The sequence below is a fragment of the Streptomyces hokutonensis genome (genome assembly GCF_000376565.1).
Taxonomy (GTDB): Bacteria; Actinomycetota; Actinomycetes; order Streptomycetales; family Streptomycetaceae; genus Streptomyces; species Streptomyces hokutonensis.
The window spans coordinates 107,837-126,002 of sequence record NZ_BARG01000027.1 but is presented as its reverse complement, the minus strand read 5'-3'; the positions used below and the strand labels follow the sequence as shown (position 1 = coordinate 126,002).

At 71.3% G+C, this 18,166-nt stretch carries 14 protein-coding genes; 7 read left to right on the top strand and 7 right to left on the bottom strand.

Annotated features, from left to right (window positions below; translation table 11 throughout):
* Together SSP08S_RS15735 and SSP08S_RS15730 are read right to left on the bottom strand one after the other, a co-directional pair.
* Window positions 1–285 carry a hypothetical protein gene (locus SSP08S_RS15735; RefSeq protein ID WP_019068580.1) on the bottom strand — a complete coding sequence of 95 codons (285 nt, stop codon included), beginning with the start codon at window positions 283–285 and terminating at the stop codon, window positions 1–3.
* 81 nt (window positions 286–366) lie between these two features.
* A complete protein-coding gene (locus SSP08S_RS15730; RefSeq protein WP_019068579.1) occupies window positions 367–2,808 on the bottom strand; it encodes a SpoIIE family protein phosphatase in 2,442 nt (813 codons plus the stop codon).
* A gap of 175 nt (window positions 2,809–2,983) precedes the next feature.
* Here SSP08S_RS15730 and SSP08S_RS15725 point away from each other — a divergent pair, with 175 nt between their 5' ends.
* Window positions 2,984–5,134 carry a SpoIIE family protein phosphatase gene (locus SSP08S_RS15725; RefSeq protein ID WP_026178523.1) on the top strand — a complete coding sequence of 717 codons (2,151 nt, stop codon included), beginning with the start codon at window positions 2,984–2,986 and terminating at the stop codon, window positions 5,132–5,134.
* Window positions 5,135–5,215: 81 nt separating this feature from the next.
* Here SSP08S_RS15725 and SSP08S_RS15720 read toward each other — a convergent pair whose 3' ends face one another.
* Window positions 5,216–6,604, bottom strand: a complete 1,389-nt coding sequence (locus tag SSP08S_RS15720; RefSeq protein ID WP_026178522.1) for a S1 family peptidase — start codon at window positions 6,602–6,604, stop codon at window positions 5,216–5,218.
* A gap of 757 nt (window positions 6,605–7,361) precedes the next feature.
* Here SSP08S_RS15720 and SSP08S_RS15715 point away from each other — a divergent pair.
* From SSP08S_RS15715 to SSP08S_RS15700, 4 genes are all read left to right on the top strand, one after another.
* Entirely contained in the window at window positions 7,362–7,577 is a 216-nt protein-coding gene (locus tag SSP08S_RS15715; RefSeq protein WP_019068576.1) for a hypothetical protein, read from the top strand.
* A 106-nt stretch (window positions 7,578–7,683) separates the two neighbouring features.
* Complete coding sequence (locus tag SSP08S_RS15710) at window positions 7,684–8,490, top strand: HlyD family efflux transporter periplasmic adaptor subunit (protein WP_019068575.1); 807 nt, start codon at window positions 7,684–7,686, stop codon at window positions 8,488–8,490.
* Window positions 8,487–10,709 (top strand): NHLP family bacteriocin export ABC transporter peptidase/permease/ATPase subunit, encoded by a 2,223-nt coding sequence (locus tag SSP08S_RS15705; protein ID WP_026178521.1) that lies wholly within the window; start codon window positions 8,487–8,489, stop codon window positions 10,707–10,709. Before SSP08S_RS15710 ends, SSP08S_RS15705 begins: the two co-directional genes overlap by 4 nt.
* A gap of 1 nt (window position 10,710) precedes the next feature.
* Window positions 10,711–13,527: an NHLP bacteriocin export ABC transporter permease/ATPase subunit gene (locus tag SSP08S_RS15700; RefSeq protein WP_019068573.1), complete on the top strand. Its 2,817-nt coding sequence runs from the start codon at window positions 10,711–10,713 to the stop codon at window positions 13,525–13,527.
* Between the two features lie 4 nt (window positions 13,528–13,531).
* On the opposite strand, the gene SSP08S_RS15695 is transcribed toward SSP08S_RS15700, so the two are convergent.
* From SSP08S_RS15695 to SSP08S_RS15685, 3 genes are read right to left on the bottom strand one after another with little or no spacing between them, the layout of a single operon-like run.
* Window positions 13,532–14,059, bottom strand: coding sequence for an SRPBCC family protein (locus SSP08S_RS15695; protein WP_019068572.1), 528 nt, complete (start codon window positions 14,057–14,059; stop codon window positions 13,532–13,534).
* Between the two features lie 6 nt (window positions 14,060–14,065).
* A complete protein-coding gene (locus tag SSP08S_RS15690; protein WP_019068571.1) occupies window positions 14,066–14,413 on the bottom strand; it encodes an ArsR/SmtB family transcription factor in 348 nt (115 codons plus the stop codon).
* Window positions 14,414–14,463: 50 nt separating this feature from the next.
* Window positions 14,464–14,904 (bottom strand): VOC family protein, encoded by a 441-nt coding sequence (locus SSP08S_RS15685; protein WP_019068570.1) that lies wholly within the window; start codon window positions 14,902–14,904, stop codon window positions 14,464–14,466.
* A 76-nt stretch (window positions 14,905–14,980) separates the two neighbouring features.
* Here SSP08S_RS15685 and SSP08S_RS55355 point away from each other — a divergent pair, with 76 nt between their 5' ends.
* Window positions 14,981–15,658 (top strand): TetR/AcrR family transcriptional regulator, encoded by a 678-nt coding sequence (locus tag SSP08S_RS55355; RefSeq protein ID WP_019068569.1) that lies wholly within the window; start codon window positions 14,981–14,983, stop codon window positions 15,656–15,658.
* Here the strand turns inward: SSP08S_RS55355 and SSP08S_RS15675 are convergent.
* Window positions 15,652–16,494 (bottom strand): alpha/beta fold hydrolase, encoded by an 843-nt coding sequence (locus SSP08S_RS15675; RefSeq protein WP_019068568.1) that lies wholly within the window; start codon window positions 16,492–16,494, stop codon window positions 15,652–15,654. The genes SSP08S_RS55355 and SSP08S_RS15675 overlap by 7 nt on opposite strands.
* A 124-nt stretch (window positions 16,495–16,618) precedes the next feature.
* Here SSP08S_RS15675 and SSP08S_RS15670 point away from each other — a divergent pair, with 124 nt between their 5' ends.
* The gene (locus tag SSP08S_RS15670) at window positions 16,619–18,121 is read left to right on the top strand and encodes an MFS transporter (RefSeq protein ID WP_019068567.1); all 1,503 of its coding nucleotides are present in this window, start codon (window positions 16,619–16,621) and stop codon (window positions 18,119–18,121) included.
* Window positions 18,122–18,166: the final 45 nt, after the last annotated feature.

The window sequence follows — 18,166 nt, the reverse complement described above, 5'->3', positions numbered from 1 at the left end:
CTAATCGTCCGACGGATCGGGCAAACCACCCGCCGCCCGCTCCACGTCCGCGACGACCTCGGCCCGGTCCAGACCCTCGTCCTTCGCGTACTCGCCCACCGCGGCCTGCACATCACGGCTCAGATCGCGCCAGGCCCGCCACGCGGTCTCGTAGGTCTCGGTCTGGGCCTCGGTCCAGGGTTCGTGGGCGGGGGCGCCGAGGGCGTCCCGCATCTCCTTGACCCTGGCGCGCGCCTGGTCGGCCGCGCGCTGCTTCTCGACCAGTTCTTCGAAGGTGTGTGCCACAAGCAGGCACCCCATCACGGCGAACGCCTGTGGCCGTTCCGACCTGCCGTTACGTGCCCCGACGGGCACCCGTGCGGCCGTCTACCGGTCGAGCGCGATCTCGGCCCACACCTGTTTGCCGCCGCTCACCGGCACCGTGCCCCAGGCCGCCGACATGGCCTCGACGAGGAGGATCCCGCGGCCTCCGGTGGCCTCCCAGCCGATGCTGGTCGGTTTGACCGGGGTGCGCGGCGAGGAGTCGGCGACGGCGACGCGGAACCGGTGGTTGACGAGGGTGAGGTCGAGGCGGACCGGGCCGTCGGTGTGCACCAGGGCGTTGGTGACCAGCTCGGAGACGACGAGGAGGATGGTGTCGACCTCCTCGGTGACGCCCCAGACGCGCAGGGTGCGCTTGGTGAAGCGGCGGGCGTGCCGGGCCGCCTCGGGGACGCGCCACACCGTCCAGTTCTCGCGCCGGGGCCGGGTGGCGAGGCCGTCGTAGCGCATGAGGAGCAGGGCCACGTCGTCGTCGCGGCGGGCGTTGCCGAGCAGGGCGTCGGCGACGAGTCCGAGGTGGGCGGGGTCGGAGACGGCGAGGCCGTGGGCGAGCCGGTCGAGGCCCTCGTCGATGTCGGCCTCCTTGGACTCCACGAGGCCGTCGGTGGTCAGCGCGATGACCGTGCCGGGCTGGAGCCGCAGCGGGCTCATCGGGAAGTCGGCCTGCGTGACCACGCCGAGCGGTGGGCCGCCGTCCAGGTCGGGGATCTCGGTGCTGCCGTCCGGGTGGCGCAGGACGGGCGGCAGATGACCGGCCCGCACGTACCAGGCGGAGCCCTCCTCCATGTCGACGTCGACGTAGCAGCAGGTGGCGAAGAGGTCGGTCTCCAGGTCGATGAGGAGCCGGTTGGCGTGCGAGACGACGACGTCGGGCGGGTGTCCCTCGACGGCGTAGGCGCGCAGCGCGGTGCGCATCTGGCCCATGAGGGTGGCGGCGCCCGCGTTGTGGCCCTGGACGTCGCCGATGACGAGGGCCACGTGGTTGTCGGGCAGCGGGATCACGTCGTACCAGTCGCCGCCGACCTCGAGGCCGGCCGTGGTCGGCAGATAGCGGGCGACGGCGACCCCGCCGGGCAGTTTCGGCAGCCGGCGCGGCAGCAGCTGGCGCTGGAGCATGCCGACGAGTTCGTGCTCGGCGTCGAAGGCGTGGGCGCGCATCAGGGCCTGGCCGGCAAGGCCGGCGGAGGCGGTGAGCAGGGCGCGTTCGTCGGGGCCGAAGACGTGCGGGGTGTCCCAGCCGATCAGACAGGCGCCGGACACCCGGCCGCCGGCGGACAGCGGCAGGACGGCGAGGCCGCCCGGTCCGACCTCGGCGAGGGCGGGTTCCAGGTCGGTGCCGGCGGGCCAGATCGCGGCGCGGCCCTCGCGCAGGGCCGCGGCGAGAGTGGGCATGGTGCGGACGGGCGCGTCGGGCCATTCGCTGCGCCACTCCTGGCGCCACAGTTCGGGCCAGGACTCCGGTTCGGGCGGGTCGAGGACGGTGACGACGAGGCGGTCGCCCTCCAGTTCGGCGAGCGCGATGCGGTCGGCGCGCAGCGGTTTACGCAGGGCGGCGACCACGGCCTGGCTGACGTCGCGGACCGTGCCGGCCATGGCGAGGGCGGCGGCGAGGCGCTGGACGCGGGCCACGTCGTTGACGCCGGAGCGCAGCTGGGAGGCGTCGCCGACGGTGCCGACGAGACGGGCCGGGCGGCCGTCGCCGCCGGGCAGGAGCCGGCCGCGCAGCCGCAGCCACTTCGGCGGCCCCGAGGGCTGCAGGACGCGGAACTCCAGCTCGCGGTCGCCGATGGCCATGTGGTCGGCCTCGACGACGGACATCAGCGAGGGCAGGTCCTCCGGCACGGTCAGTCCGAGGAGCGTCTCGACCTTGCCGTCGAAGTCGTCCGGACCCAGGCCGAACAGGGTCAGGATGTCGCCGCCGACCTCGACCCGGCCGGTGTCCATGGCCAGGTCGAAGGAGCCCGCCGGCAGGTCCTCGCCCGCCACGGCCTCGTCCGGGACCGGGATCGCGACCGCCTCGGCGATCAGCGTGAGGCAGGCGCGGTCGTCGGTGTCGAACCCGGCCGGGTGCTCGCTCACCGCGAGCAGACAGCCGCCGCCCCGGTCGCCGCGCACGGGCAGGACGGCCAGATGGAACTCCCCGGTCGGCAGCCGTCGCGAGTCGCCGCCGGCGGCCAGTTCCTCGGGACCGAGCCACACCGGGTGCCCGGACCGCCGTACCTCGGCGACCGGCGCTCCCCCGGACGCCGGATAGCCGTCCCGCAGTCCGTACAGCGTGCGCGGCACGCCGGCCGACTCGACCAGGCACAGCAGGTCGGCCTCGCCGGACGTGTACACCCCGGCGAAGGTGGCTCCGGCGAAGACGAGGGCCTGTTCGAGGACCCGGCGCAGCCGTTCGCGGGAGTCGAGATCGGTGGTGAGCGTTTTGAGGGCAAGTTCGGCCCGCAGCGTTCTCGTTCTGCGTCCCTCAGCGCCCTCACTGACCACGTCCGCAATTACAGCGCTTATGCGGCTGCCGCGCAGCCCCTGTGACCGTTCCGTGGAGATGAGGGGCCGGATGGCCCTCAGTGCCCGCCTTGCGGCCGCCCCGCTCGCCGTGCGCGTCGGGCCGCCAGGGTGGAGCCTGAGCCTGAGCCCCGAAACGGCACGGCCGGGCGAGGAGGTGGTCGGCGTGTCCGACGGGCAGTTGTCCCGGCAGGTGTCCGGACAGGCGCCGGTCGGCCGGCCGATGCTGTCGCTCGCGCTGGCCGCGATGATGGACGCCGTCCACGCGCACTCGGGCGCGGTCTATCTGCTGACGCCCGAGGAACCGGTGCTGGAGATGGCGGTGATGGCGGGCCTGCCCCGCGCGTTCGCCGCACCCTGGGAGCGGGTGGGGCTGAGCGCGCCGATCCCGGTCGCCGAGGCGGTGCGCGAACGGCGGCTGATCTGGGTCGGCGGCGAGGAGGACATGGCCCGCCGCTATCCGCGCATCGCGGTCGTGCTGCCGTATCCCTTCGCGCTGGCGGCGGTACCGGTGGCGACCGGGTCCACGGTCTACGGCTCGGTCTTCGTGACCTGGCCCGGTTCGCATCCGCCGGTGCTGTCCGACCGGGACCGCGAGCAGCTGACCAGCGCCTGCGCCCGGCTCGCGGTGCGGCTGGAGCGGGCCGTGGAGGAGCGCCGGCCGGCGCGCGCCGAACCCGATCTGCTGGCGACGGGGCCCGCGACGAGTGTGGCCGGGACGCTGGGCACGGTCGAGGCGGCGCGGATGGTGGCCCGGCTGCCGTACGGGCTGTGTTCGCTGGATCTGCACGGGCGGGTGGGCTTCGCGAACGCGGCGGCCGGGGAGCTGCTCGGGATGTCGGTGAGCAGTCTGCTGGGCACCCAGTTGTGGGCGGCGGTGCCCTGGCTCAACGACCCGGTGTACGAGGACCGTTACCGGGCCGCGCTGCTCAGTCAGCAGGTCACGTCGTTCGTGGCGCTGCGTCCGCCGGGCGAGTGGCTGTCGTTCCGGATGTATCCGAACACGACCGGGCTCAGTGTGCGGATCAGCCGGGCGCGGGCGGTGACGGAGCTGGGCCGGGCGGCGCCGCGCCCGGGCGAGGGGCCGTCGCGGCTTGTGACCATCTCCCAGGTGCTGAGTCTGGCGGGGGCGCTGACCGAGGCGGTGGGGGTGGAGGACGTGGTGCAGCTGATCGCGGACGAGGTCGCGCCGGCCGTGGGCAGTCAGGCGCTGGTGGTGCTCGGTTCGCGGGGCGGGCGGTTGCATGTGCTGGGGCACCGCGGCTATCCCGATCCGCATGTGGTGGAGCGTTTCGACGGCATGGCGCTGACCGAGCCGACGCCGGGGACGGCCGTGCTGAGCAGCGGTGTGCCCGGGTTCTTCGATTCACGGCGGGACCTGGAACGGCTGTATCCGAGCCGGAACGCCACCCCCGACGGGTTCGCGGCCTGGGCGTATCTGCCGCTGGTGGCGTCCGGGCGGCCGGTCGGCACCTGTGTGCTGGCCTATGCCGAGCCGCATGTCTTCCCCGCGGACGAGCGCGCGGTGCTGACGAGTCTGGGCGGGCTGATCGCGCAGGCGCTGGAGCGTGCGCTGCTCTACGACGCGAAGCACCAGCTGGCGCACGGACTGCAGGCCGCGCTGCTGCCGCACTCGCTGCCGCCGCTGCCGGGCATCGAGGCCGCCGCCCGCTATCTGCCGGCCACCCAGGGCATGGAGATCGGCGGCGACTTCTACGACCTGGTGACCACCTCGGGTCCGGCTGCGGTGATCGGCGACGTCCAGGGGCACAACGTGACCGCGGCCGGGCTGATGGGCCAGATCCGGACGGCCGTCCGCGCGTACACGACGGTCGGCCAGGCTCCGGAGGAGGTCATGCGCAGCACCAACCGGCTGCTGATCGACCTGGGCGTGGAGCTGTTCGCGAGCTGTCTGTATCTACGGCTGGATCCCGCGCGCGGTACGGCCGTGATGGCGCGGGCCGGTCATCCGCCGCCGCTGCTGCGCCGTCCGGACGGGCGGGTGCGGGTGCTGGACCTGGCGGGTGGTCCGCTGCTGGGCATCGACGCCGACGCGACGTATCCGACGACGGAGGTGAGTCTCGCGCCCGGTTCGGTCCTCGCGCTGTACACCGACGGGCTCATCGAGTCCCCCGGCGTCGACATCGAGGACGCCCTGGCCGAACTGGGCCAACGCCTCGCAGCGGCAGGGGACTTGCCGCTGGAGGAGATCGCCGACGAACTGGTGCGGCACAGCGCCTCGGCGCGGGAGCGGATCGACGACGTGGCGCTGCTACTGCTGCGGGCCCGGGAGCCGGGCCCGAACTGAGGTACACGCAGGGCGGTCCGGCCCTCCCGCCGGAGGGCCGGACCGATCCACCGCCGACCTGAAACGCTGGAAGGGGTCGGATCAGTGGTTCGAGGTGAGCGACGAACCGTCGTCGGCTCCGGTGCCCGTGCCGTCTCCGGTGGCGTCGCCGGTACCGTCGGTCGCGTTCGGGTCGACCGCGCCGGACTGGTCGCCGGTACCGTCCGTGGCGTTCGGGTCCACGGCTCCGGACTGGTCGCCGGTGCCGTCGGTGGCCGACGGGTCGGCCGCGGTCGCCGACGGGTCCGCCGTGGCGGTGTCGTCGCCCGCGCCCGCACCGGCACCCGCGTCGCCGAGGGTGGCCCCGGTCGCCGTGAGCGCGGCGGTGACCGGCTGGAAGAAGGTCTCGCCACCGCTGGTGCAGTCGCCGCTGCCGCCGGAGGTGAGGCCGACCGCGCCGCCGTCCTGGGTGAAGAGGGAGCCGCCGCTGTCACCCGCCTCGGCGCAGACGTCCGTCTGGATCAGGCCGTTGACGGTGTCGACACCGTTGGGGTCGGTCTCGCTCTGGAAGTTGACGGTCGCGTCGAGACCGGTGACCGTGCCGTCGTGCAGCCCGGTGGTGGAGCCCATCCGGAAGACCTGGGTGCCGACGGTGGCGTCCTCGGCCTGGGTGATCTGGACGGTCTGGCCGTTGCCCACGTTGACGTCGCTCGTGGTCTGGGTGGCCGGGTCGTCGTACTTCACCAGGGAGAAGTCGTTGCCGGGGAAGACGGCCTGGTCGACCGTGGCGATCGGCTGGCCGTCCTGCGTGTCCGACCACTGCTTCGCCGCGACACCGCAGTGCCCGGCGGTCAGGAAGGCGGGGGTGCCGTCGCTCGCGGTGACGTTGAAGCCGAGGGAGCAGCGGACGCCGCCCTGGTCGGTCTGGGCGAAGATGGCGTCACCGCCCGACACCAGCGTCTTGAAGGAGCCGGCGGTCTTCTTGACCGTGGCCATGTCCGTGCCGAGGCTCTTCACGGTCGACAGCACGGTGTCCCACTTGCTGCCCGTGACGGTGCTGTCGGCGAGGACCTGGATCTTGTTGGTCTTCGGGTCGACGGACCAGGCGGTGCCGGGGATGGTGGCCTTGGTCTTCAACACCTTGGCGGCGGCGGTGAGTTCGGCGGTGCTGTTCTGCACCTCGCGCACCTTGGCGCCGGCCTTCTCCGCCTGTACGACGACGTTGTTGTTGTCGCCGGAGATCACGTTGACGACGAGCTGCTGGGTGGCGCTGTCGTAGTAGGACCCGGCGAAGGCGTCGCCCAGCAGTCCCGCGATCTGCGAGGAGAGGTCCGAGGCGCCCGTCGCCTTGAGAGTCTTGGGGGTGGCGGCGCCTGCCGAGTTGTCCTGGGACGCGTTGGCGTTCGGCAGCAGGATCACCGCCGCTCCGAGTGCAGCGACACCGCCGACAGCTATCGCGGCCTTGCGCTTCGGAATTCGCTTGTGACTCAAACTTCTCGACCTCCTGGGGACCGGGGTCTGTGCCGCCGGGGGTGGCGGCTTATGGGGGCGCCTGGATGCCCGTTGATACGCACGTGTCACGTGAGGTGTTCAATTCCGTTTCTCAACTTCCTTTGCGAAAACGCGAATCGGCCATGTCCAAGCGCTGACCCGGAAGGGGTACGAGGTGGCTGCGGGCCTGTGCGCACGGCGCGGCGGGCCCTGCGCGTCCGGTGTCCGCGGAACGGCCGGATGTCTTGATCGAATCGGTGGCCGCCCGAACCGCCGCGTGCACGCGCTCAGTTGCCCCACTCCCGGACCGAAACGGAACGCGATCGATCAGTAACGGTCCGTCGAGAACGGTCGACGGAATCCCGGCTTCAGGGAATCTGCACAGCGCGTACCCAACCAAGTCACCGGACTCGACGGATCTGCACATGCACACACCCCCGGAAACGCCTTTGGTGGGGAGTGTCCCATTCCGCTTCGGCGCCGCAAGCCCTCTTACGGAGCGATGCCGTGCAGCGTGTGAAGAACTCGCCGACACCTCGTGCCCACGCCTGCACGGTTCGCGCCTCCTGGGGCTCAAGTGCCCTGGTGGGACGGGAGTTTGATTGGCTGCGCCCGTCCGCACCGTGCTTTGATCCATCGCACCGCAGGAGCCGCAAGGGCTCCGGAAACGGCGCCCGGCGCCTGCGGTCGCGGCCGTCGTCTGTCCCCAGAGGGGCCGCTCCCCCTTGTGAATATCCATATGAAGGGAAGTTCCCCCATGAACTCCACCCCCCAGGTCGAGACCGTTGAGATCTCCGACGCCGAGCTCGACAACGTCTCCGGCGGTCTGTCCGTGAACGCCCTCGGCACCGTCACCGGCCTGGTCGACGGCGTTGTCCCGGTCTCCGGCCTGGTCGACTCGGTCATCGGCACCGTCGAGGGCACCACCGGCCTGAACGTGGCCCCGGTCACGAGCCTGGTCGCCGGTCTCTGATCGCGCCTTGTTCCACCGAGTCCCGGAGCCGTTTCCCGGCTCCGGGACTTTCCGGTGCCGTACTCGTGTGCCGTAAAAGATCTCTCCCCTAGGTGAGGGAAGTTCCGTGCAGTTCCGCCAACAGGCCCTCGCCAAGCTCCAGTCGCCCGAAGAGCTCGATCTTCCGGTGCGCTTCGCGCGTCCTCAGGGCTGGCTCGTGCTCTGTGTGACGGTGGTCGTCGTGGCCGCCGCGTCCGTGTGGGCGGTGACCGGCTCCGTGGCGTCCACGGTCGGGGCGTCCGCCATCCTCACGCACGGCGAGGGCAGTTACATCCTGCAGAGCCCGGTCGCGGGCCAGGTCACCGCCGTCGTCGCCCAGGAGGGCGAACGGCTGCCGGCCAACTCTCCTGTTCTGCAGGTCCGTACGGCCGACGGCGACTCCGTCGTGCGCACGGTCGCCGCGGGCCGGATCACCGCGCTCGCCGCCACCATCGGCCAGATCATCCAGACCGGCGCGAACGTCGCCGCCGTGGAGAAGGTCGCGCGCGCCACCGATCCGCTCTACGCCACGGTGTACGTGCCCGCCGAGAACGCGGCCTCCATCCCCGCGAACGCCGCCGTCGACCTGACCGTCTCGTCCGTGCCGACGCAGACGTACGGCGTGCTGCGCGGCCATGTGAAGGCGGTGGACCGGTCCGCCCAGTCGGCGCAGCAGATCGCCGCGTTCCTCGGCGACAGCCAGCTGGGCGAGCAGTTCACCAAGAAGGGCAGGCCGGTGGCCGTGCTGGTGAGGCTCGACAAGTCGGCGCGCACGAAGAGCGGTTACAAGTGGTCGTCCGCCGACGGGCCGCCGTTCGCGCTCACCTCCATGACCATGGCCTCGGCCTCGATCCGGCTGGCCGATCAGCGTCCCCTCGATTGGCTGCTGCCGTGAGCCCCGCACAGGACACCCGTTCCCGGCGCCGTTCCGCGCCACCGAAGCGCCCGGTGCCCAAGGGCCGTGCGAAGACGGTCCGTTCACCCACCGTCCTCCAGATGGAGGCCGTCGAGTGCGGCGCCGCCTCCCTGGCGATGGTCCTCGGCTTCTACGGCCGCCACATCCCGCTGGAGGAACTCCGCATCGCCTGCGGTGTCTCCCGCGACGGCTCGCGCGCCAGCAACCTGCTGAAGGCGGCCCGCAGTTACGGCCTCACGGCCAAGGGCATGCAGATGGACACCGCCGCCCTCGCCGAAGTGCGGTCCCCTGCCGTCCTGTTCTGGGAGTTCAACCACTACGTCGTCTACGACGGCATGGGGCGCCGCTTCGGCCGCCGCGGGGTGTACATCAACGACCCCGGCAAGGGCCGCCGGTTCGTGCCCATGGAGGACTTCGACTCCAGCTTCACCGGAGTAGTCCTCGTCATGGAGCCGGGCGAAGGCTTCGAGAAGGGCGGGCGCAAGCCGGGCGTCCTGGGCGCGATGCCCGCCCGGCTGCGCGGCACCGCGGGCACGATGCCCGCCGCCGTCCTCTCCAGCCTGCTGCTGGTCCTGGTCGGCGCGGCGATGCCCGCACTCAGCCGGACCTACATCGACATGTTTCTGATAGGTGGTCAAACCTCCCTGCTGGCCGTGCTGTTCGCGTCCATGGGGACCTGTGTGCTGCTCACCCTGGTGCTGACCTGGCTGCAACAGGCGAACCTGCTGCACGGCCGCATCATCTCCTCCACCCTCTCCAGCGCCCGCTTCCTGCGCCATCTGCTGCGGCTGCCGGTGACCTTCTTCTCCCAGCGCAGCCCGGCCGACCTGGTGCAGCGCCTCCAGTCGAACGACTCCGTCGCCGAGACCCTGGCCCGCGACCTCTCGGCGGCGGGCGTGGACGCGGTGGTCGTGGTGCTCTACGCGGTGCTCCTCTACACCTACGACCCCCAACTCACCTACGTGGGCATCGGGGTGGCGCTGCTGAACGTGGTGGCGATGCGGGTCGTCATCCGGCTGCGCGCTACCCGCACCGCGAAACTGCGCGCCGACTCCGCCCGGTTGACCAACACCGCCTACACCGGGCTCCAGTTGATCGAGACGATGAAGGCGACCGGCGGTGAGGACGGCTACTTCCGCAAGTGGGCCGGACAACACGCCACCACCCTGGAGGAGCAGCAGCGGCTCGGGGTGCCGAGCGCCTGGCTGGGCGTGGTCGCGCCGACGCTGGCCTCCCTCAACAGCGCGCTGATCCTGTGGATCGGCGGCATGCGAGCCGTGGAGGGGGGCATCTCGGTCGGTCTGCTGGTCGCCTTCCAGGCGCTGGTCACCCGCTTCACCGCGCCGATCACCCGGCTCAACGGCGTCGCGGGCCGCATCCAGGACTTCGCGGCCGACGTGGCCCGGCTCAAGGACGTCGAGAACTTCCAGGCCGATCCTCTCTACTCCCGCGCGGGCGGCGCCGATTCGACCCGCCGGCTTCAGGGCCACGTCGAGCTGGAGAACATCACCTTCGGCTACAGCCCCCTCGACAAGCCCCTCCTCACCGGATTCTCACTGACGGTCGGACCGGGTCAGCAGGTGGCGCTGGTCGGCGGCTCCGGCAGCGGCAAGTCGACGGTGTCCAGGCTGATTTCGGGTCTCTACACGCCCTGGGAGGGCGTGATCCGCATCGACGACCACCGCCTTGAGGACATCCCGCGCGGCGCGCTCGCGGCCTCCGTCTCCTTCGTCGACCAGGACGTGTTTCTCTTCGAGGGCTCGGTCCGCGACAACGTGGCGCTGTGGGACCCGTCGATCCCGGACGAAGCGGTCACGGACGCGCTGCGGGACGCGGCCCTGTACGACGTGGTCATGCGGCGGCCCGGCGGTATCCACAGCCGGGTCGAGCAGGACGGGCGCAACTTCTCCGGCGGTCAGCGCCAACGCCTGGAGATCGCACGGGCGTTGGTGCGCAGGCCCAGCATCCTCGTGCTCGACGAGGTGACGAGCGCCCTGGACGCGGAGACCGAGCTGGTCGTGATGGACAACCTCCGCAAGCGCGGCTGCGCCTGCGTGGTGATCGCCCACCGGCTCAGCACGGTGCGCGACAGCGACGAGATCGTCGTCCTCGAACACGGGACGATCGTGGAACGCGGGCGGCACGATGCCCTGGTGGCGGCCGGCGGCGCGTACGCCACGCTGGTCAAGGAGCGGTGAGATGACGTCCGTCCACGAAGGCGACCTGGTCCTCGGCGCGCTGGGATCCCTGGGCACGCCGATCGACTGCACCGGGTTCAACCGCCTCGACCTCGAAGGCCCGCAGGTGCTCTGGCTGGTCGCGTCGGGCGCCATCGACCTCTTCGCGGTGGACGCCGTGCAGCAGGGCCACTGGCACCACCTCGGCCGGCTGGAGGCGGGCTCACTGCTGCTCGGCCCGGTCACCGGCCCCCAACACACGCTGGTGGCACGCCCGTTGCGGGACTGCGTGGTGCACCGCATCAACCTGCGGGAGCTGTACCAGCCCGCGAACACCCAGACCTGGTCGTACGACGAGTACGGCAACCCCCAGTACGTTCCGCCGACTTCGAGCCCGCTCGAATACGCCCTCGCCCTCGGCGTCGGCCGCGGCCTCTCGATCCTCTTCCAGGCGCCGATGGCGACCGAGCGAGCCGCCGCGCTCACCGACGACGACGTGTTCTGGATGCAAGTGCCGCCGGGCAGCGTGCAGTACGGGTCGTTGTACGGCGCGGAGGCGGCGGCCGATCTGCTGATGGACCCCGGTGTCTGGCAGGGCATGGTCGACCAGCAGTACCGCCTCCTTTCCACGCTGGACAAGTGGATCGAGCAGCTGGAGCGCACCCACGAGACGCGAACCGCCGCCGGTATCAAGGCCGGTGAGGCGGTCCGCGCCCAGGCCGACCGGACGCTGCTCGCGTCGATCGGCAAGTCCTCGGCGCGGCGCACGACGGCCGCCGACGCCGACGCGTCGTACGCGGCCTGCAAGTTGGTCGCCGAGGCGGCCGGCATCACCCTCGCCGAGCCCGCGCAGAGCGGCAGCGAGAGCGACCGGCTGGACCCGGTCGAGCGGATCGCCCTCGCCTCCCGGGTCCGGGTGCGGGCCGTACGGCTCGACGGGCGCTGGTGGCGGGACAACGTCGGTCCGCTGGTGGGCCGTCGGGCGCTGTCCGGGGCGCCGGTCGCGCTGCTGTGGCGGCGCGGCGGTTACGTCGCCGTACATCCGGCGACCGGGCGCGAGACGCCGATCGAGAAGGCGAACGCGGAGGAGTTCGAGCCGCGCGCGGTGATGTTCTACCGCCCGCTGCCCGAGCGGCGACTCAGCCCGCTCGGGCTGCTGCGCTTCAGCATGCAGGGCACCGGGAGCGACCTCTCCAACCTGCTGATCAGCGGGCTGGTGACGGTGGCGATCGGGGCGCTGGTGCCGATCGCGACGGGCAAGGTGCTGGGCGAGTTCGTGCCGAAGGCGCAGACCGGCCTGATCGTGCAGGTCTGTCTGGCCGTGATGGTGACGAGCGTGGTGGCGGCGGCCTTCATGCTGCTGGAGAACCTCACCATGCTCCGCCTTGAGGGCCGGATCGAGGCCACGCTCCAACCGGCCGTCTGGGACCGCCTGTTGAGGCTGCCGACGAAGTTCTTCACCGAGCGCTCGACGGGTGAGCTGGCGAGCGCGGCGATGGGCATCAGCTCGATCCGCCGTCTGCTGGCGGGAGTTGGCCCTGTCGTCGCGCAGTCGGTGACAGTAGGCGTGATGAACCTGGGGCTGCTGTTCTGGTACAGCGCGTCGATGGCGCTCGCGGCGATCGGCATGCTCGTGGTGATCGCGGCCGTGTTCCTGGGGCTCGGTCTGTGGCAGGTGCGCTGGCAGCGCAAGCTGGTCGTGCTCAGCAACAAGCTGAACAACCAGGCGTTCCAAACCCTGCGCGGACTGCCGAAGTTGCGGGTGGCGGCGGCGGAGAACTACGCCTACGCGGCCTGGGCCTCCGAGTTCGCGCGCAGCCGTGAACTCCAGCAGAAGGTCGGCCGGATCAAGAACCTCAGCACGGTGATGGGCGCGGTGTATCTGCCCGTCTGCACCCTGCTGATGTTCATGCTGCTCGCGGGCCCGGCGCGCGGCTCGATGTCGGCCGCCGCCTTCCTCACCTTCAACACGTCGGTGACGATGGTCCTGACCTCCGTCACCAGCCTGACCGGCGCCTTCGTCTCGGTGGTCTCCGCACTGCCGCTCTTCGAGGAGATCAGGCCGGTCCTGGACGCGGCCCCGGAGGTCCGCACCGCGAGCACCCGCCCCGGACAGCTGTCCGGCGCCATCGAGGCCCGCCGGCTGTCCTTCCGCTACGCCGACGACGGCCCCCTCGTCCTCGACGACGTGTCCTTCCAGGTGCGCGCGGGCGAGTTCGTGGCGATCGTCGGCCCCAGCGGCTGCGGCAAGTCCACCCTGCTGCGCCTCCTCATCGGCTTCGACAAACCGGTCTCCGGCAGCGTCCTCTACGACGGCCAGGACCTGGGCGCCCTCGACCAGTCGGCGGTACGGCGGCAGTGCGGGGTGGTGCTCCAGCACGCGCAGCCGTTCACCGGTTCCATCCTGGACGTCATCTGCGGCACCGAGCCGTTCACGCCGGAGGAGGCGATGGCGGCGGCCGAGATGGCGGGGCTCGCCGAGGACATCAAGCGGATGCCGATGGGCCTGCACACGATCGTGGCGGGCAGCGGCGCGGTGTCGGGCGGTCAGCGTCAACGCCTCATGATCGCGCAGGCGTTGATCCGCCGGCCGCGCATCCTGTTCTTCGACGAGGCGACCAGCGCCCTGGACAACGAGACCCAGCGCACTGTGATCGAGAGCACCAAGGCCCTCAACGCGACCCGGATCGTCATCGCGCACCGCCTCTCGACCGTCCTGGACGCCGACCGCGTGGTCGTCATGGAGGACGGCAAGGTCGCCCAACAGGGCCCGCCCGCCCAGCTGTTGGCGGACACGGGGGGCCGGCTGCACGAGCTGGTGCGGCGGCAGATGGCGTGAGAGGTCAGTCCAGGCCGGGCACGGGCGCGCCCGAGGGGATCCCGGCCGCCAAGTAGCCGTCGTAGAACTCCTTCCAGGGCGCGCCGGCACCGGCATGAGGTCCCTCGGCGCGCTCGCCACGGGCCTTCGCGTCCAGCGCGGCCAGGCACACCTCCCAACCGGCCCCGTTCCGGGACGCGGTGTCCTCGGCGCTCAGGACGTTGGTGAGGGTGAAGCGGGTGCGCTTCTCCTCGACCTCCTCCAGGTCGAAGCGCAGCTCGTCGCCGCCCCATTCGAAGGAGAGGTGCCGGGGCGGGTCGACGGCGATGACCTGGCCGGTCGACTCCGGCATGTTCGGGTCGCCGCTGAAGGTGACCGTGCCGCCGGGGCGCAGCTCGAACTCGGCGCGTGAGGGGAACCACTGGGCGAGTTCGTCGGGGTCGGTCACGAACTGCCAGACGCGGTCGAGGGGTTGGTCGTAGACGCGGCTGAAGCGGACGGCGGGGCGGCCGTCGTCGAGCGTCAGATACGTGCCGGTGAGGTCGACGGACATGATGGATCAGCCCTTCGGGGTGGGTTCCTCGGTGTCGGTGTCGTACGACGTCTCGTCGAGGCGTTGGCCCAGCCGGTCCAGGCTGCGGTTCCACAGCTCGCGGTAGGGGGCGAGCCAGGCGTCGAGTGCGGCGATCGGGGCGGGGTCGAGGGCGTAGACGCGGCGCTGTGCGTCCTGCCGTACCCGGACCAGGCCCGCGTCCCGCAGCACCCGCAGGTGCTTCGACGTGCTGGGCTGGCTCAGACCGCAGGCCTCCCCTATCTCGCCGACGGGCCGGGGCCGCTCCAGGAGCAGGGCGACGATGGCCCGCCGGTGGGGATCGGCGAGGGCGGTCCAGAGCGAGGCGTCGGACATGGGTCCAATATGCCTCCCTGGTTATATACCGGTCAAGGAATGCGCAGTATTCAGGAAACCGGGCGGCCGTACCCGGGGATGCCCTCGTGATCCACCCCGTGCGCCGCCCAGCTGTACAGGTGCAGATCGAGGCCATCGGGGTCGTTGAACACCAGCAGCCAGCCGATCGAGGCCTCGATCACCGGCGAGTGCGGGACGCCGAGGGTGTCGAGGTGGGCCGCCCAGGCCTCGACGTCGGCGCGGTCCCGGACCGCGAAGCTGACCGGGTCGAAGCCCTGACACCCTTGCGCGGCCTGGGAGTTGACCCGCAGGCAGAGCATCGAGTCGCCGAGACCCGGCACCTCCCCCGCCACTCCGCGCACGACGCCGTCCTCCGCGTCCGGGAACTCGTGCGTGACCTTGAAGCCGAGGACGCGGCCGTACCAGTCGCGCGAGCGGTCGAGATCGGTGACGGGCAGCTTCACATGGTGGATTCCGGCGAGCTCCGGCATGACACCCACACTCCTCATCGCCTTCATTGATTTAACCGCAGTGCCACTGCGACGATTTCCTTCTAGACTCCTCCCCATGCCCGAACCCGTCAACCAGAAGAGCAACCGGAACAGCGACCGGAAGCGGCCCTACCGCTCGGCCAAGCGCGCCGAGACCGCCGCGGCGACCCGCGCCCGCATCCGGGAGGCGGCCTCCCGGCTGTTCACGGAGAAGGGGTTCACGGGCACGCGCATGAAGGAGGTGGCGGCGCTGGCCGGGGTCGGTGAGCGCACGCTGTACGACGCGTTCCCGACCAAGGCGGCCCTGTTCGGGCACACCCTGGGTGTCGCGATCGCCGGTGACGAGGAGCCGGTCGCCGTGCCGGACCGCCCCGAGACCCTGGAGATCCGGGACGAGCCCGACCCCGGGCGCGCGATCGGCCGCAGCGTCGACCAGCTCACCGAACTGCTGGAACGCGCCGGTGACTTGATCATGGTGACCGTCGAGGCGGCGGGCGCCGACCCGGACATGCGGGCCTCGGCGGACGCCGGTGCCGAGGCGACGTACGGCGTACATCTGGCCCTGACCACGGCACTTGAGGAGCGCGGAGCCCTGCGTGCGGGCCTCGACGCGCGCACCGCCGCCGACACGCTCTACGCGCTCGCGTCACCGCACATGCATCAACTCCTGCGCAGACACCGGGGTTGGACGCGGGAGGCCTACCAGGCGTGGCTGCGGCGGCTGTTGGTCGCGGAGCTGCTCGGGTCTCACTGAGCCGCGCCCTTCCAGAGCGCGGGGACGTCGCCGTCGCGGCTGTGCAGCTGTGTCGCCAACACCCTTAGCGCCGCCGCGAATCGGGCCGGGTGGCGCAGGAACTCCATGTGGATGCCGGGGAATTCGGCCCACGGCGCCCCGATCCGACGGGCGATCTCGATCGACGGGCGGGCGTAGTACGTGCCCCGGTCCTCGGCTCCCGCGCCCAACACGATGGGAAACGGGGCCGACTTGAGGGCGGTCTCGTCGGGCCGGAAGCCGGCGAAGCCGGACCACTCCGTGCCGAAGAGGTGGTCCTGGTTTCCCAGGAACCGCTTCCAGAGGTCATCGGGCCAGCGGTACGTGCCCTCGCCGCGGGTGGTCTCGGCGAACCGGCGTCCCGCCGCCGGTGCCCCGCCCTGCGCGTACAGCGCGGCGAGTTCGGCGAAGAAGCCGCGCCCGGGGTCGCCGTCGGGCAGGACGTTCACGGCGGGCGGCTCATGGGCGATCAGGCCCGTCATCACCTCCGGGTGCAGTGCGGCCAGCGTGAGTCCGATGATCGCGCCCCCGCTGTTGCCGAACACCAGCGCCCGCCCGCCGGCCGGCCCGTCGATGAGCGCGCGGGCGTCGGCGGCCTGGACGGCGAGGTCCATCGGTGCCGCGGACCGGCCGGTGCTGCGCGAGTTGCCGCGCCGGTCGTAGGAGATCACCATGAATGCGTCGGAAAGGATCTCCGCGACGCCGTCGTAGTAGCCGGCGTCTCCCCCGGCCCCGCTGATCATCAACAGCGCCGGGCCGCTGCCGCGCACCTCGTAGTACAGCCCGGCCCCGTCGGCCTCGAACCTGCCCTTGCGCATGCCCGGATCCCCGTCCCCAGCGAAACGTTGCCGTTTCGCTGAAAGTGCTCTAGTGTCGATGTGTACGAAACCGTTTCGTTTACGTTTTGGTAAACCCCGAACGACTTCCCTGGAGTGGTTCCCGATGTCCCAGAAGACACTGACCGAAGACACCCAGTCGGGTGTCACGGAGGCGCAGCCCGCGTCCTCCTCGAAGCGGTGGTGGATCCTCGCGATCGTCGCCGTGGCTCAGCTGATGGTCGTCCTCGACGCCACCATCGTGAACATCGCCCTGCCGTCGGCCCAGAAGGACCTCGGCTTCTCCGACGGCAACCGGCAGTGGATCGTCACCGCGTACGCCCTGGCGTTCGCCTCCCTGCTCCTGCTCGGCGGCCGGATCGCCGACCTCTTCGGCCGCAAGACCGCCTTCCTCGTCGGCGTCGTCGGATTCGCCGGCGCCTCCGCCCTCGGCGGTGCCGCCAACAGCTTCGGCATGCTGGTCACCGCACGCGCCCTCCAGGGTGTCGCGGGCGCGCTGCTCGCACCGGCCGCCCTCTCCCTGCTGAACACGACGTTCACGGACGCCCGTGAGCGCGCCCGGGCCTTCAGCGTGTACGGCGCCATCGCGGGCGCCGGCGGTGCGGTGGGCCTGCTGCTCGGCGGTGTGCTGACCGACGCCTTCGACTGGCGCTGGACGCTCTACGTCAATGTCGCCATCGCCTTCGTCGCCTTCGCGGGCGGCTGGATGCTGCTCTCCAACCACCGCGACGCGGCGGGCTCCAAGCTGGACGTGCCCGGCACGGTACTGGTCGCGGGCGGTCTGTTCTCCCTCGTCTACGGCTTCTCCAACGCCGAGACGCACGACTGGAGTTCGCCGCAGACCTGGGGCTTCCTGATCGTGGGTGTCGTCCTGCTGGCGGCCTTCGTCTGGTGGCAGAACCGCGCCGAGCACCCGCTGCTGCCGCTGCGCATCCTGCTCGACCGCAACCGGGGCGCCTCGTTCCTCGCCGTGCTGATCACCGGTGCGGGCATGTTCGGTGTGTTCCTCTTCCTCACCTACTACCTCCAGCTGAACCTGGGCTTCAGCCCCACCAAGACCGGTGTCGCGTTCCTGCCGATGATCGGCGCGCTGATGGTGATGGCACAGGTGGGCACCACGGTCCTCGTGCCACGCCTGGGCCCGAAGGTCGTCATCCCGCTGGGCTTCGCCATCGCCATGGTCGGCATGGCCTGGCTGACCGGCATCGGGGTCGGCTCGTCCTACGCGACCCACGTGCTGCCTCAGCTGATCGTGATCGGCGCGGGCCTCGGCATGGTGATGCCGCCGGCGATGCAGCTCGCCACGGGCGGTGTGGCCGCCGAGGACGCGGGCGTCGCCTCGGCGACGGTCAACGCCATGCAGCAGGTGGGCGGTTCGATCGGTACGGCGCTGCTGAACACGCTGGCCGCGAGCGCCGCGACGGACTACCTGGCCGGGAAGGACGCGACCAGCAAGCTGGTCCAGGCGCAGGCCACGATCGAGAGCTACACCACCGCGTTCTGGTGGTCGGCGGGCCTGTTCGGCGCGGGCACGCTGATCGCGCTCGCGCTCTACCGCCGCGGGGTTCCGCACCAGGACGCGGACGCCGCACCGGTCGTCCACATGTGATCGGCTCCGCCGAGAGGTGAGCCGCAAGGACCGAGGGGTCGCCGT

Bases quoted from the DNA above. Each gene is read 5' to 3' on its own strand.
- SSP08S_RS15715 (WP_019068576.1), top strand. From the start codon at position 7,362: ATGAACTCCACCCCCCAGGTCGAGACCGTTGAGATCTCCGACGCCGAG.
- SSP08S_RS15700 (WP_019068573.1), top strand. From the start codon at position 10,711: ATGACGTCCGTCCACGAAGGCGACCTGGTCCTCGGCGCGCTGGGATCC.
- SSP08S_RS15695 (WP_019068572.1), bottom strand. From the start codon at position 14,059: ATGTCCGTCGACCTCACCGGCACGTATCTGACGCTCGACGACGGCCGC.
- SSP08S_RS15690 (WP_019068571.1), bottom strand. From the start codon at position 14,413: ATGTCCGACGCCTCGCTCTGGACCGCCCTCGCCGATCCCCACCGGCGG.
- SSP08S_RS15685 (WP_019068570.1), bottom strand. From the start codon at position 14,904: ATGCCGGAGCTCGCCGGAATCCACCATGTGAAGCTGCCCGTCACCGAT.
- SSP08S_RS55355 (WP_019068569.1), top strand. From the start codon at position 14,981: ATGCCCGAACCCGTCAACCAGAAGAGCAACCGGAACAGCGACCGGAAG.
- SSP08S_RS15675 (WP_019068568.1), bottom strand. From the start codon at position 16,494: ATGCGCAAGGGCAGGTTCGAGGCCGACGGGGCCGGGCTGTACTACGAG.
- SSP08S_RS15670 (WP_019068567.1), top strand. From the start codon at position 16,619: ATGTCCCAGAAGACACTGACCGAAGACACCCAGTCGGGTGTCACGGAG.